The organism is Propioniciclava sp., from assembly GCF_047602245.1.
Classification (GTDB): domain Bacteria; phylum Actinomycetota; class Actinomycetes; order Propionibacteriales; family Propionibacteriaceae; genus Propioniciclava.
The window spans coordinates 2617534-2641605 of the sequence record NZ_JASGHT010000001.1 but is presented as its reverse complement, the minus strand read 5'-3'; the positions used below and the strand labels follow the sequence as shown (position 1 = coordinate 2641605).

Below are 24072 nucleotides of genomic sequence, written 5' to 3'. Positions count from 1 at the left end.
CGGAAAACCTACCCCACCGCCGGCGCCAAGCTGAGTAGGGTGAAGCCTGAGCCCGAGCCAACAGAGAGGTGTGAAGACCGTGTCTCACGCACTGCCGTCGATCTCCGCCGCTTCCTCCGTCCCCAAGGACGCCGACCTGATCGTGGTCGGCCTCGCCGAAGGATCGAGCGGGCCCTACCTGGTCGGCGTGCCCGACGACCTGGAGGCGCTGTGGGCCAAGCGCCATGCCACGCCGCTGCTCGCCGCCGCGCGCTCGGTCGGCGCGACGTCCAAGCCCGGCACTTGCGTCGTGCTTCCCGGCACGCCCGGCGTGGTCGTCACCGGCCTGGGCGGGGTGGACGTGACCCCCGAGCAGGGCCGGCGCGCCGCCGGGAACGCGGTGCGCGCCGCGGCCGCCGTCGCGGGCGAGCGCACCCTCAAGGTGGCGCTCAGCCTGGAGGCGATCGAGCCCGAGGTCGTCCGCGCCGTCGCCGAGGGCGCCCTGCTGGGCGCCTACGGCTACGCCAAGCACACCGCCAAGGAGGCCTCCCGCCCGCTCGGGTCGCTGGTGGTGGTCACCAAGGCCCGGGACGCCAGGACGCCGATCGCGGAGGCGTCGGTGGTGGCGTCCGCGGTCTGCCAGGCCCGCGACTGGGTGAACACGCCGCCGAACCAGCTCTACCCGGAGACCTTCGCCGACGCGGCGCGCGCGCTGGCCCGCGAGAAGCGCCTCGACATCGAAGTGCTGGACGAGAAGGCGCTCGCGCGCGGCGGCTACGGCGGCCTGCTCGGCGTGGGCGGCGGCTCGCAGCGCCCGCCGCGGCTGGTGAAGCTCAGCTACGCGCCCCGCGGCGCCACCCTGCATCTCGCGCTGGTCGGCAAGGGCATCACCTTCGACACCGGCGGCCTGAATCTCAAGCCGGCCGACGGCATGATCACCATGAAGTGCGATATGGCCGGCGCGGCCGCCGTGATCGCCGCCATCGGCGCGATCGCCGAGCTGAAGCTGCCGGTCAAGGTGACCGCGTGGGCGGCGCTGGCCGAGAACATGCCGTCCGGATCCGCCTACCGCCCCTCCGACGTGCTGACCCTCTACGGCGGCACGACGGTGGAGAACGTCAACAGCGACGCCGAGGGGCGTCTGGTGATGGCGGACGCCCTGGCGCGCGCCTGCGAAGACTCCCCGCAGCTGGTCGTGGACGTGGCGACGCTGACCGGTGCGGCCGTGGTCGCCCTCGGCGAGCGGGTGGCCGCGGTGATGGCGTCCGACGACGAGACCGCCGACGACGTGCTGGACGCCGCCCAGTCCTCCGGCGAATCGTTCTGGCATCTGCCCATTCCCGAGGAGATGCGCACCGGCCTGAGCAGCGAGGTCGCCGACCTGTCCAGCTCCGGCAAGGCCCGCTGGGGCGGGGCGCTGACGGCCGCCGCGTTCCTGCGCGAGTTCGTCACCGACGGCGTCCGCTGGGCCCATCTCGACATCGCCGGGCCAGCCTGGAACAGCGGCGGCGCCTACGACTACGTGCCCAAGGGCGGCACCGGCTCGGCCGTGCGCACCCTGGTGGCGCTGGGCCGCAACCTGGCCTCACGCCCCCGCTGAGAGCCGCCTCGACCGGCAGGACTTCGGCGACACGGCGGAGTCCTGCCGGGCCCAGGATGTGCGCAGCCCGTCCCTAGGGCTAGGCTGGGGCGCGATCAGGCCAGTCATTGATGAAGGAGCCCGCGAGCATGCCGACCAATGTTCCCCTTCCCGCCCTGGGTGAGTCCGTCACCGAAGGCACCGTCTCCCGCTGGCTCAAGGAGGTGGGCGACACCGTTGAGGCCGACGAGGCATTGGTGGAGATCTCGACCGACAAGGTCGACACCGAGATTCCCTCGCCCGTCGCCGGTGTCGTGTTGGAGATCCGCTTCCAAGAGGACGATGTCGCCGAGGTGGGCGCCGTCCTCGCCGTGATCGGCGACCCGAGCGAGGCACCGGCCGCCGCCCCGGCGCCGGCCGCACCCGCTGCCGCTCCTGCGGCTCCCGCTCCCGAGCCCGCCGCGCCGGCTCCGCACCCGCTGCCGCCCCGGCCGCTGCCGCCGGTGCCGCGTCCGGCACCGAGGTGATCCTGCCCGCGCTCGGCGAGTCCGTGACCGAGGGCACCGTCTCGCGCTGGCTGAAGGAGGTCGGTGAGACCGTCGAGGCCGACGAGGCCTTGGTGGAGATCTCGACCGACAAGGTCGACACCGAGATTCCCTCGCCCGTCGCCGGCACCGTCTTGGAGATCCGCTTCCAAGAGGACGACGTCGCCGAGGTGGGCGCCGTGCTCGCCATCATCGGCGACGCCAGCGCCGTCCCGGCTCCCGCGCCTGCACCCGCGGCACCCGCTCCGGCCGCACCGGCTCCCGCCCCGGCTCCTGCGGCTCCGGCCGCACCGGCTCCCGCCCCGGCTCCTGCGGCTCCGCCCGCCCCGGCTCCGGTGGCGGCCGCCCCGACGCCTCCCGCACCGCCCGCTCCGGCTCCGGCCCCGGCGGCTCCGCCCGCCCCGGCGGCCGCACCTGCGGCGTCCGCGGCCCCCGGCTACGTCACCCCGCTGGTGCGCAAGCTCGCCTCGCAGCACGGCGTCGACCTGGGCTCGGTGAAGGGCACCGGTGTCGGTGGCCGGATCCGCAAGTCCGACGTCCTGGCCGCCGCCGAGGCCGCCAAGGCCCCGGCGCCCGCGCCCGTCGCCGCTGCCGCCCCGGCTGCCGCACCCGCGGCGTCCGCACCGCAGGCCGAGGCCGCGGCCTCGTCCAAGCGCGGCACCACCGAGAAGGTGTCCCGGCTGCGGGCCACCGTCGCCAAGCGGATGGTGGAGTCGCTGCAGGTCGCCGCGCAGCTCACCGCGACCGTCGAGGTCGACCTGACCGCGATCAGCAAGCTGCGCGCCCGCGCCAAGGACGACTTCAGGGCTCGCGAGGGCGCCTCGCTGTCCTACCTGCCGTTCATCACCAAGGCGGCCGTCGAGGGCCTGAAGCAGTTCCCGGTGATCAACGCGACGCTCGATCTGGAGGCCGGCACGATCACCTACCCGGCCGCCGAGCACATCGGCATCGCGGTGGACACCCCGAAGGGCCTGATCGTCCCGGTGCTGCAGGACGCCGGTGACCTGAACGTCACCGGCCTGGCCAAGAAGATCGCCGATCTGGCCGCACGCACCCGCGCCAGCAAGATCGGCCCGGCCGAACTGTCCGGTGGCACCTTCACGATCACCAACTACGGCTCGGCGGGCACCCTGTTCGACACGCCGATCATCAACCAGCCGCAGTCGGCGATCCTGGGCACCGGCGCGCTGGTCAAGCGCCCGGTCGTGGTCAAGGATGCGCGCCTGGGTGAGGTGATCGCGATCCGCGACATGATGTACCTGTCGCTGTCCTACGATCACCGCCTGGTCGACGGTGCGGACGCCGCCCGCTTCCTCAGCTTCGTCAAGGCGCGGCTGGAAGAAGGGGCGTTCGGAGCCGAGTTCGGCCTCTGATCCATCTGAACGAAGGGGCCCGTCCGGTATCGACCGGGCGGGCCCCTTCGCCGTTGTCTCAGGAGGAAGCCGCGGGCAGCAGGATGCCGTTGAGGTAGTCCTCCAGACAGGCGCTCACGTCGACCTCGTGGGCGCCGAGCAGCCATTGGGTCTGCAGGCCGTCCCACAGCCCGACCAGGGATGCCGCCGCCCGGTCGACGTCGACGCCGGGACGCAGCCGCCCCTGGCTCTCCAGGGCGCGCAGCTTGCGCGCATAGGACGCCCGCAGCCGGGCGAAGCGATCGGTGAAGAATCCCTGGGCCGGGTGATCTTCGGTGACGGATTCGCCGAGCAGCACCGTGTACAGCTCGATCAGCCCGGGCACCTGTTCGTTGTGGCGGGCCTGATTGAGCACCTCCGCGAGCAGGTCGTGCGGGTCGGCCTGTGCGGTGGCGGGCTTGGCGGAGACGTCGCGTTCGGCCAGCACGGCGAGCAGCAGCGCCTGTTTCGACGGGAAGTAGTGCAGCAGGCCGGTCTGGCTGCGCCCGAGCCGGTCGGCGATCTCCTGGAGTGAGCCGCTGAGGTAGCCGCGTGCGGCGAAAACCTCGAAGGCGGCGTGGACGATCTCCTCGCGCCGTCCGGCGGACTTGGAATAGGGACCCCGGCGCGCCCGCTTTTTCGTCATCACCACCAGTCTATCGCGAGTGCGGCGGCCGTCCTGGTTCTCTAATTTCGAGTGACTACTCGAAATTGTGTTACGCTGCCGCCACTCGAGTCAGTTCCTCCCTCGAGACGAACCACGATGATGTGGAGGCTCATGCGAACACTCACGCGACGCCGGCTCCTCGGTCTGGGGCTCGGCACGGCCACGGCCGGAGCACTGGGCGGCTGCGCGACGCCGGGCACGGCGTCCATCAACGCGCAACCCACGATCCCCGCCAAAGCCGCCGGCGAGACGATCACGCTCACCTACTGGGCATGGCTCAAAGACCTGCAGAAGGTCGCCGACATCTGGAACGTGCAGCGACCGGACATTCAGGTCAAGGTGGCCTGGATCCCGGGCGGCAACGCCGGCGGGTACCAGAAACTCCATTCTGCGCTCGCCGCCAACGGCGGCCCCGACATGGCCCAGATCGAGATGCGCTCCATCCCGGAGTTCATGCTGGTCAACGGCCTGGTCGATCTGACCCGCTACGGGGCGAACGAGTTCGCCTCCTCCTTCGACCCCACCCTGTGGGGGCAGGTCAGCTTCACCGGCGGCGTCTACGGCATCCCGCAGGACTCCGGCCCGATGGGCTGGTACTACCAGCCCGAGATCCTCGACCGCGTGGGCGCACCCGTCCCGAAGACCTGGGACGAGTGGGCCGAGGTCGCCCGGGAGGTCCGCAAGACGCAGGCCTATCTGGAGTGTTTCCCCTTGTCGGATGCCAGCCTGTTCTGCTCGCTGGCCGGCCAGGCCGGTGCCGCGTGGCTGAAGCCGGACGAGAACGGCTGGGTGATCACGATGACCGACGACGCCACCTTGTCGGTGGCTCGCTTCTTCGACAAGGTCGTCGACGAGGGCCTGGTCACCACCGAGTACGCCCCGTACTCGCCGGCCTGGTTCGCCGCCTGTTCCCGCGGCGGGCTCGCCGCGCTGACCGGCGCCAGCTGGTCGGACGCCCTGGTCGAGGGCGTCGCCGGCGGGTCCGGCAAGTGGCGGGTGGCACCGATGCCCCGGTGGAGCACCGGTTTCGGCTCCACCTACCTGGGCGGCTCGACAACCGCGGTGATGGCCAGCAGCGCCCACCCGCGCGAGGCCCTGGAGTTCGCCGTCTGGCTGAACAGCTCCCCCGAGGGGGTGGACGCCCTCATCTCCAACAGCGGCATCGGCTGGTCGGCCAACCCGCACTACATCGGCGCCAGCCGGACGAAGCCCTCGGCCTTCTTCAGCGGCGAACGCTACAACGAGAACGTCTTCGTGCCCGCCGCCCAGCAGCAGAACCCGGACTGGACCTGGTGGCCCATCACCCAGCAGTCGTTCAACATCATCTCCGACGGTTTCCGCCGCAAGGCGTCCGGTGGCACCTTCGTCGACGCCATCGCCCAGGCCGAGGACCTGATCCTGCGCGCCTTCCAGAACAAGGGGCTCACCATCCGAAAGGGGCAGGCATGACCACGTCATCGTCCGTCACCCGGCGCAATCGCGCGGCCGCCCGCGCACCCTGGCTTCTTCTCGCACCCTTCCTGGTGCTGTTCGTGCTCACCTTCATCACCCCGATCGTGGCGGCGGTCGGCTCCAGCTTCACCCGGGTCACCCGCAGCGGCCTGTTCGGCGAGGCGGGTGTGCGGACGGAGTTCGCGGGCTTCGCCAACTACGCCCAGGCGATCGGCGACGGCAACTTTATCGCCTCGCTGGGGCGCATGCTGCTGTTCGGCATCGTCCAGGTCCCGGTGATGATCCTGGCCGCGACGATCCTGGCGCTGCTGCTCGAATCGGCCTCGGCGCGCTGGCCGGGCTTCTTCCGGGCGGCCTACTTCATGCCCTACGGCGTCCCCGGTGTCATCGCGACCATCTTGTGGTCGTTCCTCTACGTGCCCGGCCTGAGCCCGATCATCGACGTGGCGTCCTGGATGGGCATCACCGTCGACTTCCTCGGCGCCGGTGCGGTGCTGTGGTCCATCGCGAACATCGTGACCTGGAGCTACACCGGCTACAACATGCTGATCATCGTCGCCCAGCTCAAGGCCATTCCCGGCGAGCTGTACGAGGCGGCCCGGGTCGACGGCGCCACGCCGTTCCAGATTGCCAGCAAGATCCAGATCCCGCTGATCGCGCCCGCGCTCATGCTGACCACGGTGTTCTCGATCATCGGCACCCTGCAGCTGTTCGCCGAACCGCAGGTGCTGACCAAGGTGGCCCCGGCGATCGACAGCCAGTACACCCCGAACCTGTCCGCGTTCACCACCGCCTTCGCCTACAACGACTACAACGTCGCCGCCGCGCAGGCCGTCCTCATCGCCGTCGTCGCGTTCGTCTTGTCGTTCGCGTTCCTCCGACTCACCAACCGGGAGGGCCAGTGAGCACCACCACCCCGGCGAAAGCCCGCGCCAAGACCCGCGCCGGCGGACACGCCGATCGCTCGGCCGGCCGCACCACCGCCTCCACCATCCTGGTGACCGGCGTGCTGACCCTGGTGGCGATCTACTTCATCGTCCCCGTCTACTGGGTCTTCGTCGCCGCCACCAAGACGAGTGAGGATCTGTTCGCCTCGTTCGGCTTCTGGTTCGCGCCGAACTTCGCCCTGGTCGACAACATCATCCAGGTGCTCACCTACGACGACGGTATCTTCGTCCGCTGGTTCGCGAACTCAATCCTGTACGCGGGCGTGGGCGCGCTGCTGGCGACCTACTTCGCGGCCGCGGGCGGGTATGCGCTGGCCAAGTACAAGTTCAAGGGCAACAACCTGATCTTTGGCCTGATCCTGGGCGGCGTGCTGGTGCCCGGCACGGCGACGGCGCTGCCGTTGTTCCTGCTGTTCAGCCAGATGGGCCTGGCCAACACCTACTGGAGCGTGCTGATCCCCTCGCTGGTCTCCCCGTTCGGCCTGTTCCTGTGCCGGATCTACTCCCAGGCGACCGTGGACGAGGCCCTGCTGGAGGCGGCCCGGCTCGACGGTGCCGGCGAGTTGCGGATCTTCCACTCCGTCGGCCTGCGCATCCTGACCCCGGCGCTGGTCACGGTCTTCCTGTTCCAGCTGATCGGCATCTGGAACAATTACTTCCTGCCGCTGGTCATGCTGGCCGACACCGACCTCTACCCGATCACCCTCGGGCTGAACAACTGGCTCAGCCAGGTCGACCGGCTTCCTGAGTTCTACGAGCTGACCACGGGCGGCGTCCTGCTGTCGGTGATCCCGCTGGCGATCGCCATGATCGTGCTGCAGCGCTTCTGGCGCGGCGGCCTCACGGAAGGAGCGGTCAAGTAAACGCTCACTACGTCGTCGATCCCGGGCCGGGATCCGGTTCACGCACCCCGGCCCGGGCCCGTCTGCGCAGCGATGCGCCCGAGATCGCCCTGGGGGGTGATTGGCGGTTCCGCCTGCTGCCCGGCGTGCCGGGAGGCCCGCTCCGGGTGCTGCCCGACGGCGAGGCGCCCGAGGCCGTCGCCGCGGAGGATTTCGACGACACGGCGTGGGACACCATCCCGGTTCCCGCGCACTGGGTGCTGACCGGGGACGGGCGCTATGGGCGTCCGGCCTACACCAATGTGCAGTTCCCCTTCCCGATCGATCCGCCGCACGTGCCCGACGAGAACCCGACCGGTGACTACCGGCGGCGTTTCACCTTGCCGGACGCCGCGGGCGCGGCCTCCTCGGTGCTGCTGCGCTTCGACGGGGTCGAGTCCCGGTACAAGGTATGGCTCAACGGCGTCGAGATCGGCGTCGGTTCGGGCAGCCGGCTGGCGCAGGAATTCGACATCACCCATGCGGCGCGCGCCGGTGAGAACCTGCTCGTGGTGCGGGTGCACCAGTGGTCGGCGGCGAGCTACCTCGAAGACCAGGACCAGTGGTGGATGCCCGGCATCTTCCGCGACGTGACCGTGCTGCTCCGCCCGGCCGGCGCACTGGACGACGTCTGGCTGCGCACCGGATTCGACGGCGGGCGCGGCAGCATCGATCTCGAGATCGTCGCCGCCCCGGACGCCTACCCGGTCCGGCTGCGCGTGCCCGAGCTGGGCATCGACGTGACCTGGGACTCCCCCGCCGACGTCGCCCCCGTCGAGGTGGGCACCGTCGAACCCTGGACGGCCGAGCGGCCCCGGCTGTACGACGCCACCGTGGCCGGCACCGGCGAGACGGTGTCGCTGCGGCTCGGCTTCCGCACCGTCGAGATCCGCGGCGACCGGTTCTTGGTCAACGGGCGCCAGGTGATCTTCCACGGCGTCAACCGGCACGAGACCCACCCCGATCGCGGCCGGGTCTTCGACGAGGACTGGTCGCGCGAGGATCTCGCGCTGATGAAGCGGTTCAACGTCAACGCGATCCGTACCAGCCACTACCCGCCACACCCGCGCCTGCTCGATCTGGCCGACGAGCTGGGTTTCTGGGTGATCGACGAGTGCGACTACGAGACCCACGGCTTCGAGCCCGGCGGCTGGGTAGGCAATCCCAGCGACGATCTGACCTGGCGCCCGGCCCTGCTCGACCGGATGGAGCGCACCGTCGAGCGCGACAAGAACCACCCCTGCATCGTGATGTGGTCGCTGGGCAACGAGTCCGGCCGCGGCCAGAACCTGGCCGCGATGGCGGCCTGGGTTCACGACCGCGACCCGGGGCGTCCGGTGCACTACGAAGGCGACTACACCGGGACCTTCACCGACGTCTACTCGCGGATGTACGCCCCGGTGCCCGAGGTAGAGGCGATCGGCCGCGACGACTCCGGCGCGCTGCTGCTGGGCTGTTCGGCGGCCGAATCGGCCCGCCAGCGCACCAAGCCGTTCCTGTTGTGCGAGTACGTGCACGCGATGGGCAACGGCCCGGGCGCGATCGCCGACTACGAGGCGCTCGTCGAGCGCTACCCGCGGCTGCACGGCGGCTTCGTGTGGGAGTGGCGCGACCACGGCCTGCGCACCCGCACACCCGAGGGCGTGGAGTTCTTCGCCTACGGCGGCGACTTCGGCGAGGTCGTCCACGACGGCAACTTCGTGATGGACGGCCTGGTGCTGTCGGATGGGACACCCTCGCCCGGCCTGCACGAGTTCAAGCAGGTGGTGGCCCCGTTCACGGTGAGTTTCGGCGAGGGCATTGAGGTGCGCAACCGCCGGCACAGCGCCGACTCCTGCGACGTCCGGTTCCGCTGGCGGGCCGAGCACGACGGTGAGCCGGTCGCCTCCGGCGTGCTGGACGCGCCGGTGATCGCGGTCGGCGACTCGGTCACCCTGCCGCTGCCCGGCACTGGCATCCCGGCACCGTCCGACGGCGAGCTGTGGCTGACCGTCGAGGCGGTGCTCGCCGAGGATGCCCCGTGGGCGCCCGCAGGTCACGTCCTGGTCGCGGCCCAGACGCAACTGTCCGCGGGCCGTCCGGCCACGGTACGGACGCCTCGGGTGCGGCTCGGCGACCGGCTGCCGTCCCGGCTCGGGCCGGCGGAGTTCGACGGCGGCGTCCTGGTCGCCCTGGACGGCCAGCCGGTGGCGGGCCCGCGACTCGAACTGTGGCGCGCCCCCACCGACAACGACCGGGGCGCTGGGTTCGGCAGCTACGACCTGGCCGACCCGACCCTGCCGCCCTGGACGGCGACGCCGGCCCCCGCGCTGGCCGACACCTGGAAGCGGGCGGGCCTGGACCGGCTGACCGGGCGCGTCCTGGAGGTCACCGGCGGCCCGGGCGACCTGCGCGTCGTCACCCGCTGGGCGCCCGCCGATTCGCGCCGCAGCGTGCTGACCGACGTCCGTTGGACCGAGCAGGACGGCGCCGTGATCCTGCGGGCCGACATCGAGCCGGGCGACGGGTGGGACCTGATCTGGCCGCGCGTGGGCGTCCGCTTCGACCTGCCCACCGCCGTCGACGGCGCCCGGTGGTTCGGCACCGGCCCGCACGAGTCCTATCCGGACAGCCGCCGCGCGGCGCTGGTCGGCCGGTACCAGTCGGATCTGGCCGGCCTCGGCGCCGACTACGCGCGACCGCAGGAGACCGGGCACCGCAGCGATCTGCGCTCGGTCACCCTGCGCCGCGGCGGCGCGGACTGGCTGACCTGGGACGCGGTCCCGGATACGGCCGGACGGCTGCCGGGGTTCACGCTGAGCGCGCACACCGCCCAGCAGATCGCCCGCGCCGGGCATCCGCATGAGCTGCCGGCGCCCACCGCCACCCATCTGTACCTGGACGCCGCCCAGCACGGTCTCGGGTCGCGCGCCTGCGGGCCGGACGTGTGGCATGAGTTCGCGTTGCGGCCGCGCGCCTGTTCACTCCGCTTCGTTCTCCGGCGGGGGTGAGGACCGGCGGCTACAGTGCTGTGCGTGCCTCACAGAACCCAACGTCACGGCTTGTCGTTCGACTATCTTGGTTTCGACGGCTCGGTGATGGGCCTGAGCGACTACCAGCAGACCTGGGCCGTGCAGCGCGCCGTCCACGCCGACGTCGCCTCGGGCCAGGTGGGCCCGCAGGTGCTGTTCGTGCAGCACACGCCGGTCTACACGGCCGGACGCCGCACCGAACCGCATGAGCGCCCCTTCGACGGGACGCCGGTCGTCGACGTCGATCGCGGCGGCAAGATCACCTATCACGGGCCCGGGCAGCTGGTCGGCTACCCGATCGTCACCCTCACCCGCAAGATCGGCCCGCTGGAGTACGTGCGCCGCCTGGAGCAGGCGGTCATCGACGTGCTGGCCGGGTACGGCATCGAGGCGGGCCGCGTCGACGGTCGCACCGGTGTCTGGCTGCCCGCCGACTCCCGGCGCGGCGAGCGCAAGATCTGCGCGATCGGCATCCGGGTGGCGAAAATGACGACGATGCACGGCTTCGCCCTCAACGTCACCGCCCAGGCCACCGGGCCTTTCGGCAACATCGTGCCGTGCGGCATCTCCGATGCCGGCGTCACCAGCATGGAGGACGAGCTGGGCCACGCCGCGCCGGAGTTGATGGAAGTCGCCGCCGCGCTGGAACCGCTGCTCACCCGCCATTTGGACTTCGCCTGGGCCCTGGACGCCGCATCCTGAGCCGTGCGGTGAGAAATTCACCGCAGCCTCGCCCACAGGTCACCGTCCGCCTTTAGGCTGACCTCCGTGACCGTACGCATCGGAGTGTTGACGTCAGGTGGGGACGCCCAGGGGATGAACGCGGCCGTGCGCGCCGTGGTTCGTGCCGGGCTGGCATCAGAGGCGGAGGTGTACGGCATCTACGAGGGCTGGCAAGGCGCGGTCGACGGCGGCGACAGCATCCGCCCGCTCAGCTGGGAATCGGTCAGCGGCATCACCACCCGCGGCGGCACCATGATCGGCACCGCCCGGTGCGCCGCCTTCCGCACCGTCGAGGGACGCCGCCAGGCCGCCCTCAACCTGATCCAGAACGGCATCGACCGGATCATCGTGATCGGCGGCGACGGCTCGCTGACCGGCACCGACACACTGCGCGCCGAATGGCCCGAGCATCTCGCCGCGCTGCACGAGGCCGGCGCGATCACCGCCGAGCAGGCGTCCGCGCACGAGAAGCTGATCATCGCCGGCCTGGTCGGCTCGATCGACAACGACCTGGTCGGCACCGATATGACCATCGGCACCGATTCGGCACTCAACCGGATCATCGAGGCGATCGACGCGATCGCGTCCACCGCGGCCTCGCACCAGCGCAGCTTCGTGGTCGAGGTGATGGGCCGGCATTGCGGCTACCTCGCCCTGATGAGCGGGATCGCCGGTGGCGCCGACTACGTGCTGATCCCCGAGCGCCCACCGGCGGAGAACTGGCACGAGCATATGGCGGGCGTGCTGCGCCGCTCGCGCGACGCGGGCCGCCGCTCGTCGATCGTGGTGGTCGCCGAGGGCGCCGCGGACGCCCAGGGCAACCCGATCACCGCCGAGGACGTCCGCAAGGTGCTGGCCGACGAGATGGGCGAGGACGCCCGCGTCACGATCCTGGGCCACGTGCAACGCGGCGGCGTTCCCACCGCCTACGACCGCTGGATGCCCTCCCTGCTCGGCCACACCGCCGTCAAGGCGGTGCTCGACGGCGACCAGGAGGCGCAGGTGATCGGCGTCCGGCGCAACCGGCCGCTGTCGCTGCCGCTCGTAGACGCCATCGCGCGCACCCGCAACGTGGCCACGCTCATCGCGAACGCCGACTTCGACGAGGCGATGGCCTCGCGCGGAAAATCGTTCGTCGAGATGCACCAGGCGTTCCGCCGGCTCTCGGAGGCCCGGACGCACGTAGAGGAAGGCGCCTCTGGCAAGCGGATCGGCATCATGCACGCCGGCGGCCTTGCCCCGGGCATGAACGCAGCCGCGCAGGCGCTGGTCCGCCTCGGGATCGACCGCGGCAACACCATGCTCGGCGTCCGGGGCGGCTTCCCGGGCCTGATCGACGGCGACGTGCGCGAGCTGGGCTGGGACGATGTCGAGGGCTGGATCTCGCTGGGCGGCGCCGAACTCGGCACGCGCCGCTGGATTCCCGAGGAGGAGCACCTCTACGCGCTGGCCCGCTCAGTGGAGAAGCTTGCGCTGGATGCGATCGTCATTGTCGGCGGCTTCAACGCCTACCGCGCCCTGCAGTTGCTGCAGAGCGAGCGCCGGCGCTACCCGTCGCTGAACATCCCGATCGTGATCGTGCCCGCCTCGATCGACAACAACCTGCCCGGCATGCAGATGTCGATCGGCTCCGACACCGCCCTCAACGTGGCCGTCGAGGCCGTCGACCGGATCAAGCGGTCCGCCAGCGCCTCCAAGCGCGCGTTCGTGGTCGAGACGATGGGACGCCGCTGCGGCTTCCTTGCCACGGCCACCGGTCTGGCCGCCGGCGCCGAGCGCGTCTACCTGCACGAGGAGGGCGTCACCATCCAGCAGCTGAGCGACGACATCGACGCGATGATCAAGGCGTTCAGCTCCGGACAGGACTTCTGGCTCGCCATCCGCAACGAGGAGGCGTCCGCCTTCTACACCACCGACCTGATGACCCGCATGTTCGAGGCCGAAGGCGGCGGGCTGTTCAGCGTCCGCGGCCTCGTGCTCGGGCACGTGCAGCAGGGCGGCATCCCCTCGCCGTTCGACCGGATCAATGCGGTGCGGCTGGCCTCCCGGGTCACCGACTGGCTAGGGCGTCAGTTCCGGCACGGCGAGGCCACCTACGCGTGCGCGACGCTGTCGGGGGTTGGCCCGGTCCGCGAGGTGGACGACCTGGTCGACTGGGATGTGCGCCGCCCCAAGGACACCTGGTGGATGCGGCTCAAGCCGGTGATGGTGGAACTCGGAAGCAGGCCGGACACCGTTTAGGATGGCCCGGTGACCGACACCCAGCAGCCCAGGCGCCTGCTGCGCATCGAGGTGCGCAACGCCGAGACGCCCATCGAACGCAAGCCGTCGTGGATCAAGACGAAGGCCGTGATGGGGCCGGAGTATCGCGACATGCAGGAACGCGTCCGCGAGGGCGGCCTGCACACCGTCTGCCAGGAGGCGGGCTGCCCCAACATCTTCGAATGCTGGGAAGACCGCGAAGCCACCTTCCTCATCGGCGGTGGCGTGTGCACGCGCCGCTGTGACTTCTGCCAGATCGCGACCGGGCGCCCGGCCGACTACGATCAGGACGAGCCGCGGCGCGTGGCCGAGTCGGTGCGCGAGATGGGGCTGCGCTACGCCACGGTGACCGGGGTCGCCCGCGACGACCTGCCCGACGGCGCGTCCTGGCTGTACGCCGAGACCTGCCGCCAGATCAAGGCGCTGGTGCCCGGCTGCGGCGTGGAACTGCTCGTCGACGACTTCAAGGGCGGCGACGCCCCGCTGCAAACGGTCTTCGATTCCCAGCCCGAGGTGTTCGCGCACAACGTCGAGACCGTGCCGCGGATCTTCAAGCGGATCCGGCCCGCGTTCAACTACGACCGAAGCCTCGAGGTGCTGGCCAAGGCGCGCGCCTACGGGCTGGTCACCAAGTCGAACCTGATCCTCGGCATGGGCGAGACCCACGACGAGATCAGCCAGGCGCTGCGTGACCTGCGCGACGCCGGCACCGAACTGATCACCATCACCCAGTACCTGCGCCCGTCGCTGAAGCATCACCCGATCGACCGCTGGGTGCAGCCGGAAGAGTTCGCGCAATGGGAGTCCGAGGCGAAGGCCCTAGGATATGCAGGAGTGCTTTCCGGGCCGCTCGTCCGCTCGTCGTACCGCGCGGGAAGGCTCTACCGGCAGGCCATTCAGGCCCGCAAGAAGGCGCCGCAAGACAACAGCGTGGAGTGAACGATGGCTAGCGAGAAGGCGAAGGAACTCGCCGCGAAGCAGAAGGCCGCCCGCAAGGCGGAAAAGGAACGCAAGAAGAACAGCACCGACCCCCGCGACTGGGGCCGCATCCGCCAGATGGTCGAGGCGTACAAGCAGACCGCGAAGGTCGACCCGAGCGTCACCTGGTGGATGATCGGCATCGGCCTGGCGGCCTTCGCCGTCGTCGCGGTGCTCGGCGTCGTGTCCAACATGGCGGTGTGGCTGTGGATCCCGCTCGGCCTGATCACCGGCGTGATGGCCGCGATGGTCGTCCTCACCCAGAAGGTGAAGAGCGCCATGATCAAGCGCTACGAGGGCCAGCCCGGCTCGGCCGAGGTCGCGCTGCAGCTGCTCAACAACAAGAAGTACACCTACGAGATCGGCATCGCCGCGACCCGCCAGCTCGACCTGGTGCACCGGGTCGTCGGCCCGTCCGGCATCGTGCTCATCGGCGAAGGGTCGACCGCCCGGGTCAAGCCGCTGCTCGGCGGCGAGGCCCGCAAGCACGAACAGGTCTCCTACGGGGTCCCGGTCACCCAGCTCTACCTCGGCAAGGGCGAGGGGCAGGTGCCGCTGGGCCAGCTGCAGAAGACGGTCGAGAAGCTGCCCAAGTCGCTGAAGCCGCACCAGGTCACCGACGTCCGCAATCGGCTGCGCGCCCTGGACGCGGTGCGTCCCAAGGCGCCGATCCCGCGCGGGCCGATGCCGTCGCCCAAGGGCGTCAAGCGCGCCATGCGCGGCCGCTGAGCCTTGGCCAACCTGATCAACGCCGAGCGCCTCACCAAAGCGTACGGCACACGGATCCTTCTCGACGACGTCTCCCTCGGGCTCGCCCAGGGGGACGTCGTCGGCGTCGTCGGACGCAACGGTGACGGCAAGTCCACGCTGCTGCGCCTGCTGGTCGGCGACGAAGAACCGGACGCCGGCCAGGTGGTGCGCACCGCGTCCGCCTCGATCGGCTACCTCGCCCAGGCCGAGAACTTCGCGCCGGACGCGACCGTGCGCGACGCGATCGTGGACGGCGAACCCGACCATGTCTGGGCGGCGGACGCCACCCGGCGCGGCATCGTCGAGCACCTCCTCGACGGGCTCGACCTCGACGGGCCGATCGTGCCGCTGTCCGGCGGGGAGAAGCGCCGGGTCGCCCTGGTGGCGCTGATGCTGGGCCACCACGACCTGCTCGTGCTGGATGAGCCCACCAACCATCTCGACGTCGAAGCCGTCGCCTGGCTCGCCCGGCACCTGGCCGAACTGCGCGACCGCGGCACCGCGATGCTGGTGGTCAGCCACGACCGCTGGTTCCTCGACGCGGTCTGCACCCGGGTGTGGGAGGTGCACGACGCGGTGGTGGACGCCTACGACGGCGGCTACGCCGCCTACGTGCTCGCCCGCGTCGAGCGGACCCGGCAGGCGGCGGCCAACGAACAGCGCCGGCAGAACCTGGCCCGCAAAGAGCTGGCCTGGCTGCGCCGCGGCGCGCCGGCGCGCACCTCGAAACCCAAATTCCGGATCGATGCCGCCAACGCGCTGATCTCCGACGTCCCCGAGCCGCGCGACCGGCTCGCCCTGCAGCAGTTCTCGGTGACCCGGCTCGGCAAGGACGTCTTCGATCTGGTCGGCACCACCCTCGACCTGCCCGGCGGACGCCGCCTGTTCGGCCCGCTGGACTGGTCGATCGGCCCCGGCGACCGGATCGGTCTGGTCGGCGTGAACGGGTCGGGCAAGTCGACGCTGCTGCGGGTGCTGGCGCACGAACAGTCCCCCACCGCGGGCCGGATCAAGCAGGGGAAGACGCTGCGGATCGGCCATCTGTCCCAGTCCGTCACCGAACTCGACGACACCGACCGGGTGCTGTCGTCGGTGACCCGGCTGCGCAACGAGACCAAGCTGGCCACCGGCCGGGACGCCTCGGCGTCCTCGCTGCTGGAGGAGTTCGGCTTCACCGGAGACCGGCTCACCGCACGGATCGGCGACCTGTCCGGTGGTGAGCGGCGGCGGCTGCAGTTCCTGCGGCTGCTGATCTCCGAACCGAACGTGCTGCTGCTGGACGAGCCGACCAACGACCTCGACATCGACACCCTCACCGTCATCGAGGACTACCTGGACAGCTGGCCCGGCACGTTGATCGTGGTCTCCCACGACCGCTACTTCCTGGAGCGCGTCTGCGACGTCACCTATGCGCTGATGGGCGACGGACGCTGCGTCCTGCTGCCCGGCGGGGTCGAGCAGTATCTGGAACACCGGCAATCCTCGGGCGCGCCCGGTGGGCGGTCCAGTGGATCTACGGGACGCTCCCCGGGCGGGCCGGGTTCGCATCCGGTCGGGACTGGTGAGCGCGAATCAGGTGGCTCCGATCCGGCCGGTGGCGTTGGTTCCGGCGGGGGCGCGCCTGCGGCGTCCGGATTGACGCCCGCGCAGGAACGCGCGGCCAAGAAGGAGATCGCCCGGCTGGAGGGCCAGCTCACCAAGCTCGCCACCCGGATCGACCACGTGCACCAGAAGATGGCCAAACACGCCTCCGACTACGCGCGCCTGGCCGAACTCCAGGCCACCCTCGCCGAGTTGACCGACGAACAGGACTCCTTGGAGCTGGCCTGGCTGGAGGCAGCCGAATCCCTCGGCTGAGCGCTGACATGAGAAGAATCGGGCGGGTACTCCGACCCGAAAGCTCTCCTATCCGCTTTCATGCGCGCGGCGGAGCATCACTCGTGCACAACTTGGAATATGACTCTTGCACATATCTCAGTATCACTTTTGCATGACTCGATGACGTGCTGGTGCAGCGCCGGAAGGGTTGCCGCCCCGGCATGAAGCGGTGCTCGACGCATCATGGGCGTCGCCGAGCACTCATTGCGAGCCCGGACGGCACAGGCTCGGCTCGTTGCCGGACCGCCTGCGACCCGACTCAACTCGCGGAACGCCGACGCGTATCGTCCGTCATCTTCCCGAACACGGCCTGCGCCCCGCGCGCGTGTGAAACCCTGAACACAGGGCGCTCGCGATGCCCGGCGAACCATCGTCGATGGCCCATACGACGCCCTTGAAGACAGCGTCGTAGATGAGGTGCCTGATGACCGCTCCGTTGCAGTTCGCCACCCGAAGCGAATTCAGGGCCTGGCTGGACGAGACTTCATCGTCGGACGACGGGGTCTGGCTGCTGTTCGGAAAGACCGGCGGACCCAAGACCCTCAAGGCCGGCGAGGCCCTGGAAGAGGCGCTCTGCTTCGGGTGGATCGACGGGCAGCTGAAGAGCGTGGACGCCGGCTCGTACGTCAAGTACTTCTCACCACGGCGGCCCGGCAGCAAGTGGTCGGAGAAGAACAAGACCCTGGTCGGTGTCCTCGAAGAACAGGGCCTGATGACCGACCGGGGACGGGCAGCCATCGCCGAGGCGAAGAAGAACGGCCAATGGGACGCCCTTAAAGCCGATCCCGCCACCGGTGACCAGATCGAAGCGGTCGCCGCGCTACTGAGCGGCGTCGAACCGGCCGCCACGAACTTCGATGCGATGTCGCCTTCGGTGAGGAAGACCTACGCGCGCGCCTACTTCGACGCCAAAACCGACGCCGGCCGTGCCAAGCGACTCGCCTGGATGACCGAGCGTCTCAACCGCAACCTGAAACCCATGTAGACGGCGCGTCGGCGTCACTTGAGCATCGCGGCCAGCTTGGCACGAAGGCAACAGTGCAACATCGTGGCTGGTCTACTCACCACGATGTTGCACTGACGATCGCGCCAGCGCGTGATCAGGCGTCCGCGGCCTCGCTGCGACGGGCGAGCCGCTGCAGGTCGATGCCGCGCAGGTGCGCGAACTCCGCGGTCGCCCCGGTCACCAGCAGGTCGGTGTTCCTCAGGGCCGCCACGTCAGCGGCGCCCAGCAGGGTCAGCAGGGCACGCACCTGGTCGATCCACGACTCCAGCTCACCGATCAGTGCATCCAGCCCGTCCTCGAGCAGGGTGTGCAGGAAGTGCCCGCTCACGCCGACCGCCCCAGCGCCGAGCGCCAGCGCCCGCACCACGTCCAGGGGGGTGCGCACTCCCCCCGATGCCAGCACCTCGACACAGGGTCGGGTCGACGGTGCAGCCCCGTGAACCGAGGACGCATCCGAGTGATGCGACGACGGGGCCAGGCTGCTGTGGCTAGCCCTGGTGGTCGCCGCCGTCCCCGCCGGCCGAGCCGACGACCCGGCGTCCGCCGGCAGGCGGTGCAAGGCGTCCAGTAGGCATTCGACCGTGCTTTGGCCCCATCCGGCGAGATAGCCGCACTCGCGGCCCGCGCGGCGCTGGTTCTCGATGGCGGCGAAGTTGGTGCCGCCGCGTCCGCTCACGTCGACGGTGCGGACGCCGCGGGCGGCGACCTGGGCGATGCTCGCCGCGGACAGCCCGAACCCGACCTCCTTGACGACGACGGGCACGGGTACCGCGGCGACGATGGCCTCGATCCGGTCCAGCCAGCCCCGGAAGTCACGGTCGCCCTCGGGCATGACCAGTTCCTGGGCGGGGTTCACGTGCACCTGCAAGGCGTCGGCGTCCAGCAACTCCACCGCGTGCCGGGCCTGTTCCGGGGTCACCCCGGGGCTGACGTTGGCGAAGAGGAAGGCCTCGGGTGCGTGCTGCCTGATCACCCGGAAGGTGGGGGCCAGCGCCGGATTGCGGAGGGCGACGCTGACCGAGCCGCTGGCCATCGCGACTCCAGTCGCCGCCGCGGCCCGGGACAGGTCGGCGTTGATCCTGCCGGTCATCTCGCTGCCGCCGGTCATCGCGTTGATGTAGAACGGGACGGGCCAGGGGCGTCCGGTCACCGTGGTGCCGAGGTCGACACCGTCACAGCCGAGTTCACCGAAGGAATGGTGCAGGAACCGGACGTCGTCGAAGCCGTTGTGTTGCCGTCCGCGCAGTTCTTCGGAGATGCGGACGTGCTCGTCCTTGCGGTCACTGTCGCGTTGGCTCATGGTCACTCCACCGGCCCTTCGGGTTGATGCACGGACAGGTTGAGCACCCGGATGTCGGCTCGTTCCCACAGCGCGAGGAGTCCGTCGATGCCCGCGTCGGCGTCGATCAGCACGATCCCGCAGTCGCCACCGCCGGCGCCGGAGGTCTTCGCCGCCCCGCCGTAGTCGGCCGCCGTCTCGATGAGATGGCGCAGCGTGGGTGTCTCGATGGTGATGCCGGTGCGCTCGCCGAGTTGTCTCAGCAGTTCCCGGTTGCGCCGGATGCCGGCCAGGACGCCCTCCCGGTCGCCTGCGTTCAGCGCGTCGACGAGCGAGGTGACGCACCGGCGGCTTTCGGCGAGGAAGTGCGCGTAGTCGGTTCCGCCCTGGTCCTTGCGGGACTGCACTCCGCCGACCAGGCGCGAGGTCGAGGCGGGGGAACCCGTCCAGCCGACCAGCAGCCTGAGGCCGTCCGGGGGTGCCACGCGGCGCACCGACAGCCCGGGCCAGTCCAGGGCGAGCAGTTCGGCCAGCGACCGCTGGGCTCGCTCGCGGCGGGCCCAGGCCCGGTCGAAGGCGGTATAGGCGATCCATCCCCCGAACATGCTGGCGGCGATGTCCCCACCGGAGCCGGAGCGTTGCACCTCGGTGCCCGCGAGCAGCGCCAGTTTCAGCTGCTCCATCCGGCTCAGATCGAGTCCGTAGTGCGCGCACAAGGCAGCGACGGTGGCCACGGTGACCGCGGCCGAGGATCCGAGACCGAACTTGCGGCCCGAATCGTCGTCGAGTTCGCTGGTGATGGCGAGGTCGAAGATCCGCAGCGGCTCGCCGAACTCCACCACCACCTCTTCCACGATGCGCATCGCGGCGAGCACGAAGCTGAACAGGGCCTCGTCGGCTTCGATGACCATGTCGCTGTCACGCCGGTACCATTCCAGCCGGCTTCCGGCGTTGAGGTCCGAGATGATGTGCCCGGTGCCGACGGCGTCCCGCACCCGGACCGTGACGTAGCGGTCCACCGCGATCAGCACGGCGGGAATCCCGGGTTCGACGACGGCGTACTCGCCGGCGATGTAGAGCTTGCCCGGCGCCCTGACCTCGGTGGTCCACGGTTGGCTCACCGGGTCACCTGCAATCCCGGGCCGGCGTGCGTGACGATGGTGCGCAGCTGGGGCACGGAGGGTTCCAGTCGTTGACGAAGCCACCGTTCCAGCGCGTCGGCGCGGTCGGCGCTGGTCAGCACCTTCACGTTCGGCCCGGCGTCCATCGTCGCCCAGGCCGGGAAACCGGACGCCCGGGCGTCCGCCACCGCCCGCAAGGCCGCATGGCTCGCCTCGGTCAGGTAGTCGACCGACGGCGTGGCGGCCCGCATGGTGGCGTGCATGCCCAGCGCGTTGGCTTCGGCGACCTCGCCCAGCCGGGCCAGGTCGCGGTGCGCGATGGCGTCCAAGGCCTCGGCCAACTGGCCCGCATGCCCGGCCACCCACGGCTCGTACGCAGGTGAGGTTTCCACGCTCAGGCGCATCGCCTCGCGGCTGGAGACGGTCTTGCGCCCGGCGTCCAGGACGAGCACCACCAGGGCCAACTCGTCGGCGAAACCGCCGCCCTCGGCGCCATCGTGCACCGGTTCGGCGTAGGAGGAGGCGTCGTCGGTGCCGGCATGCCAGATGGCCAGGCCGCCGAAGATCGACCGGGACGCCGACCCGGAGCCGCGCCGGGCCAGCCGGGACAGCTCCCGGGGGCTGAGGTCGAGTCCGGACGCCGCGGCGGCGGCCCCCGCGAGGGCGGCGAAACCGGAGGCGGAACTGGCCAGCCCGGCGGCCGTGGGCACCGTGTTCAACGAGGTCACCTCGGCGGGCGCGCGTAGCCCCGCCCGCTCGCGGACCAGATCGAGCAGTGCCGTGATGCGCTGCAGCGGGCGCCCGGTCACCGGTTCACCGTCGAGCGTGACCCGGTCATCACCCGGCGCGTCCAGGAACCGCACCGTGGTGGTCGTGTACAGCTCATCAAGGGTCAGCGACAGGCTCGAGGTACGCGGCAGAATCAGGGCGTGATCGGCCTTGCCCCAGTACTTGATCAGGGCGATATTGGCATGCGCGGTCGCCGTCGCCGCCCCCGGACGCCTCATGCCGCCACCTCGCCGGCGCTCGGCGCGTGCAGCCAGGTCGCGCGGGCCCCGGCGGCGATCAGCGCCGCCTCCACCCGTTGGGCCTCCTCGCGCGTCGAGGCGAGCGCGATGACGCATCCCCCGCCGCCTCCGCCGGTGAGTTTGGCGCCGAGGGCGCCCGCTTCGAGCGCGGCCGCGACCAGCGCATCGAGGGGCGCGTTGCTGACGCCGAGCCCGGCGAGCAGGCCGTGCGCCTGCGTCATCTTGGCCCCCACCGGTGCGATGTTGCCCGCCCGCAGGTCGTCGACGGCCTCCTCGGTGATGCTGCCCAGGCGCGCCAGCGCCGCCCGGGTGGTCTCGGGTGAGGTCTCGTACAGCGACCGGACGTTCCCGACCGTCTCCCGGGTGCTGCCCTGGATTCCGGAGTCGGCGATGACGATCCAGGCCTCAAGTGCGAAGTCCAGCTCGGTGGTGGTCCCGGCCTGGAAGTGAACCGGGGCGTTCGCCGAGGTGGCCATCGCATCGAGCCCGGAGGGGCGTCCGTGGGCGATTCTCTCGGCCTCCTGGGTGAGGTGGAAGATCTCCTGAGGCGTGGCCGGCACGTCGTAGGCGTCCAGGATCGCCCGGATCACCGCGCCGGCGGCCGCCGCCGAGGAACCGAGCCCGCGCTGGGCCGGGAACTCGGAATGAGTGCTGATATCGATTCCCGCGTCGGGGCGTCCGGCGAATTCCGTCGCGACGGCCACCGCCCGCAGAATGCTGGCGAAATGCGCGGGAGCCTCGGTCATCGGGCCGGACCAACCGAGGCTGGTCAGGGTCGTGCGGCGATTCGGATCGTCGAAGGGTTCGGCGCGAGCGGTCATCCGCAGCGAACGCAACGGCAGCGCGATCGCCGGGTAGCCGTACACCACGGAATGCTCCCCGAAGAGGATGATCTTGGCGACGGCATGGCCGAGCCCGGTGTGTGGAGTCACGAAAGCCTTTCCTAGAGCAGGTTCTGCACAATCCAGGGCGACGCATACAGCGTCATGAACTGCACGCCGTATCCCACGCCCAGTTTGTTGAAGGTGCCGCAGGCCACACCCACGAGCAGGACGCCGAAGATATTGGCCGCGCCGGCGTCCAGGTAGGCCAGCAGCAGAATGAACCCGACGAACAGGCCGAGCACCGCCTCGTGAGGGATGTACCGCATCACGAAGTAGGTGATCTGGTAGGAATACCGCACCGCGATGATATAGGTGACCACCAAGGCCAGCACCGCACCGACCAGCACCGCCGCGATGAACTGACCGGTGCTGAGCATGTGGTGCAGATTGTTGTCCAGCGACAGCACCGGCGGGGCGTTGAACAGCGCCTGGGCGGGCCCGATCGCCACCGGCGACAGCGGGATGCCGACCGCGAGCAGCGGAATGATCGTGCCGGAGAGATAGGCCGCATGCGCGATCCCGTTCATGGCCGTCACCGCCCGGTTCGCCTGGGTGAGCTGGTCGGCGGCGCGTCCTTCGGCGGCCTTGCCGAGCAGGAAGGTCAGCCCGACCGGGCTGAGGAAGAACAGCGGCGTGGTCACCAGGGACAACAGCCCGGTGCGGGCGGCCTCCCCCTTGGTCAGGATGTTGGTCAGCGCCAGCGATTGCCCGCGCATCGCCCGGCGAGAAATGTCCAAGGCGACCGGACGCCGCCGCGGCAGCGCCTCGCGGGTCTTCCGGTTGAGCAACCCCAGGATCGAGACCAGCATCGGGCCGATCGTGATGCCCAGGAAGAAGGACACCGAGATACTGCCACCCTCGGGAATGACGCCCTGATCACGGTAGAGCGAGAGCAATCCCTGGAACAGCAACGACAAGGGAATGATGGCCAGCAAGGACAGCAGCCGGTTGGCCCCCAGCAGGGCGAGCACCACCGCACCGACGACGAACAACAGCGAACCGTGCTGACGCAGCGTTTCCGCATACGGGGTGATCGCCGTCGCGATGGCCAGGCTCACCGGAATGGCCACCACGGTGCCGACCGCGCTTCCGGCCGCCATCTTCTTGATGGTCTCCGCGGCCCGGCCCTGGTCCTTGAGATAGAGCGAATGCTCCATCATCGGGGTGGACAACACCCCGCCGGGCAAACCGACCAGAGCGGTGGGAATGGCATTGGTGAGATTGAGAGTGACGATGGCGGCGATGAAGAAGGTGAGCACCACGATCGGGGCGACACCGGCCAGCACCAGGGCGAGCGTGACCGGAACCAGCACGCTGGTCTCGTCGGTCCCCGGAATGAATCCGATGAAGGTGTACAGCAGGATGGCGGCGATGGCCGCGATCGGCATCTGGATCAGAAGAGCGATATCCATCTCAGGACGCCGACCTCGTCACGCCGCCCCCGGCCGCCGGTGATGCGGCCGAGGCGGGATCGGAGGACTCATCGGTGGCCACGATGCGCACGGTGCGTTTGGGGGCCACGATCACCGCGCAGATGATGAACCCGGCCACCGAACCGGCCAGCCCCCACCCGAACAGGTTGCCCGACAGCACGGTGGCGAGGATCAGCGCGACAGCGGTAGCCCCGCCGCAGGCGACCAGCGACCAGGTCAGGTCTCGTGGCGATACCAGGTCGTTCCACACTTCGATGTACTGGTCTTGGTCATCCATC

Annotated in this window: 18 protein-coding genes and 1 pseudogene; 12 read left to right on the top strand and 7 right to left on the bottom strand. The window is 70.2% G+C overall.

Features of this window, described 5'->3' with window-relative positions:
* Positions 1 to 79: 79 nt before the first annotated feature.
* Together QM708_RS12500 and sucB are read left to right on the top strand one after the other, a co-directional pair.
* Positions 80 to 1579: a leucyl aminopeptidase gene (locus QM708_RS12500; protein WP_415108960.1), complete on the top strand. Its 1500-nt coding sequence runs from the start codon at positions 80 to 82 to the stop codon at positions 1577 to 1579.
* A 128-nt stretch (positions 1580 to 1707) separates the two neighbouring features.
* Positions 1708 to 3476: pseudogene (gene sucB, locus QM708_RS12495) on the top strand (2-oxoglutarate dehydrogenase, E2 component, dihydrolipoamide succinyltransferase).
* Positions 3477 to 3534: 58 nt separating this feature from the next.
* Here the strand turns inward: sucB and QM708_RS12490 are convergent.
* A complete protein-coding gene (locus QM708_RS12490; RefSeq protein ID WP_415108957.1) occupies positions 3535 to 4140 on the bottom strand; it encodes a TetR/AcrR family transcriptional regulator in 606 nt (201 codons plus the stop codon).
* A 132-nt stretch (positions 4141 to 4272) separates the two neighbouring features.
* Between QM708_RS12490 and QM708_RS12485 the strand changes: the two genes are divergently transcribed.
* The 10 genes from QM708_RS12485 (at position 4273) to QM708_RS12440 (ending at position 18028) form a co-directional block, all read left to right on the top strand.
* Positions 4273 to 5610, top strand: coding sequence for an extracellular solute-binding protein (locus QM708_RS12485; protein WP_415108955.1), 1338 nt, complete (start codon positions 4273 to 4275; stop codon positions 5608 to 5610).
* Positions 5607 to 6518, top strand: coding sequence for a carbohydrate ABC transporter permease (locus tag QM708_RS12480; RefSeq protein ID WP_415108953.1), 912 nt, complete (start codon positions 5607 to 5609; stop codon positions 6516 to 6518). Before QM708_RS12485 ends, QM708_RS12480 begins: the two co-directional genes overlap by 4 nt.
* The gene (locus QM708_RS12475) at positions 6515 to 7423 is read left to right on the top strand and encodes a carbohydrate ABC transporter permease (protein WP_415108951.1); all 909 of its coding nucleotides are present in this window, start codon (positions 6515 to 6517) and stop codon (positions 7421 to 7423) included. Before QM708_RS12480 ends, QM708_RS12475 begins: the two co-directional genes overlap by 4 nt.
* Positions 7424 to 7548: 125 nt before the next feature.
* Positions 7549 to 10431 (top strand): glycoside hydrolase family 2 TIM barrel-domain containing protein, encoded by a 2883-nt coding sequence (locus QM708_RS12470; RefSeq protein WP_415108948.1) that lies wholly within the window; start codon positions 7549 to 7551, stop codon positions 10429 to 10431.
* Positions 10432 to 10455: 24 nt separating this feature from the next.
* Complete coding sequence (lipB, locus tag QM708_RS12465) at positions 10456 to 11154, top strand: lipoyl(octanoyl) transferase LipB (RefSeq protein ID WP_415108946.1); 699 nt, start codon at positions 10456 to 10458, stop codon at positions 11152 to 11154.
* 66 nt (positions 11155 to 11220) lie between these two features.
* Positions 11221 to 13416 carry a 6-phosphofructokinase gene (locus tag QM708_RS12460; RefSeq protein ID WP_415108943.1) on the top strand — a complete coding sequence of 732 codons (2196 nt, stop codon included), beginning with the start codon at positions 11221 to 11223 and terminating at the stop codon, positions 13414 to 13416.
* Between the two features lie 9 nt (positions 13417 to 13425).
* The gene (gene lipA, locus QM708_RS12455) at positions 13426 to 14376 is read left to right on the top strand and encodes a lipoyl synthase (RefSeq protein WP_415108940.1); all 951 of its coding nucleotides are present in this window, start codon (positions 13426 to 13428) and stop codon (positions 14374 to 14376) included.
* A 3-nt stretch (positions 14377 to 14379) separates the two neighbouring features.
* Positions 14380 to 15144, top strand: a complete 765-nt coding sequence (locus tag QM708_RS12450; RefSeq protein ID WP_415108938.1) for a DUF4191 domain-containing protein — start codon at positions 14380 to 14382, stop codon at positions 15142 to 15144.
* Between the two features lie 3 nt (positions 15145 to 15147).
* Positions 15148 to 17022 carry an ABC-F family ATP-binding cassette domain-containing protein gene (locus tag QM708_RS12445; RefSeq protein ID WP_415108936.1) on the top strand — a complete coding sequence of 625 codons (1875 nt, stop codon included), beginning with the start codon at positions 15148 to 15150 and terminating at the stop codon, positions 17020 to 17022.
* Positions 17023 to 17479: 457 nt separating this feature from the next.
* Positions 17480 to 18028, top strand: coding sequence for a YdeI/OmpD-associated family protein (locus QM708_RS12440; protein WP_415108934.1), 549 nt, complete (start codon positions 17480 to 17482; stop codon positions 18026 to 18028).
* Between the two features lie 115 nt (positions 18029 to 18143).
* On the opposite strand, the gene fni is transcribed toward QM708_RS12440, so the two are convergent.
* The 6 genes from fni to QM708_RS12410 are packed head-to-tail and all read right to left on the bottom strand — an operon-like array spanning position 18144 to position 24071.
* Positions 18144 to 19349, bottom strand: coding sequence for a type 2 isopentenyl-diphosphate Delta-isomerase (gene fni, locus QM708_RS12435; RefSeq protein WP_415108932.1), 1206 nt, complete (start codon positions 19347 to 19349; stop codon positions 18144 to 18146).
* Between the two features lie 2 nt (positions 19350 to 19351).
* Positions 19352 to 20449 (bottom strand): phosphomevalonate kinase, encoded by a 1098-nt coding sequence (locus tag QM708_RS12430; protein WP_415108929.1) that lies wholly within the window; start codon positions 20447 to 20449, stop codon positions 19352 to 19354.
* Positions 20446 to 21456 (bottom strand): diphosphomevalonate decarboxylase, encoded by a 1011-nt coding sequence (gene mvaD / locus QM708_RS12425; protein ID WP_415108926.1) that lies wholly within the window; start codon positions 21454 to 21456, stop codon positions 20446 to 20448. Before mvaD ends, QM708_RS12430 begins: the two co-directional genes overlap by 4 nt.
* Positions 21453 to 22409: a mevalonate kinase gene (gene mvk / locus QM708_RS12420; RefSeq protein ID WP_415108923.1), complete on the bottom strand. Its 957-nt coding sequence runs from the start codon at positions 22407 to 22409 to the stop codon at positions 21453 to 21455. The genes mvaD and mvk overlap by 4 nt, the downstream gene beginning before the upstream one ends.
* 11 nt (positions 22410 to 22420) lie before the next feature.
* Positions 22421 to 23773: a tripartite tricarboxylate transporter permease gene (locus QM708_RS12415; RefSeq protein WP_415108921.1), complete on the bottom strand. Its 1353-nt coding sequence runs from the start codon at positions 23771 to 23773 to the stop codon at positions 22421 to 22423.
* A gap of 1 nt (position 23774) precedes the next feature.
* A complete protein-coding gene (locus QM708_RS12410) occupies positions 23775 to 24071 on the bottom strand; it encodes a hypothetical protein (protein WP_415108918.1) in 297 nt (98 codons plus the stop codon).
* Position 24072: the final 1 nt, after the last annotated feature.

Bases quoted from the DNA above. Each gene is read 5' to 3' on its own strand.
- QM708_RS12410 (WP_415108918.1), bottom strand. From the start codon at position 24,071: ATGGATGACCAAGACCAGTACATCGAAGTGTGGAACGACCTGGTATCG.
- mvaD (WP_415108926.1), bottom strand. From the start codon at position 21,456: ATGAGGCGTCCGGGGGCGGCGACGGCGACCGCGCATGCCAATATCGCC.
- QM708_RS12415 (WP_415108921.1), bottom strand. From the start codon at position 23,773: ATGGATATCGCTCTTCTGATCCAGATGCCGATCGCGGCCATCGCCGCC.
- QM708_RS12490 (WP_415108957.1), bottom strand. From the start codon at position 4,140: ATGACGAAAAAGCGGGCGCGCCGGGGTCCCTATTCCAAGTCCGCCGGA.
- QM708_RS12485 (WP_415108955.1), top strand. From the start codon at position 4,273: ATGCGAACACTCACGCGACGCCGGCTCCTCGGTCTGGGGCTCGGCACG.
- QM708_RS12480 (WP_415108953.1), top strand. From the start codon at position 5,607: ATGACCACGTCATCGTCCGTCACCCGGCGCAATCGCGCGGCCGCCCGC.
- fni (WP_415108932.1), bottom strand. From the start codon at position 19,349: ATGAGCCAACGCGACAGTGACCGCAAGGACGAGCACGTCCGCATCTCC.
- QM708_RS12450 (WP_415108938.1), top strand. From the start codon at position 14,380: ATGGCTAGCGAGAAGGCGAAGGAACTCGCCGCGAAGCAGAAGGCCGCC.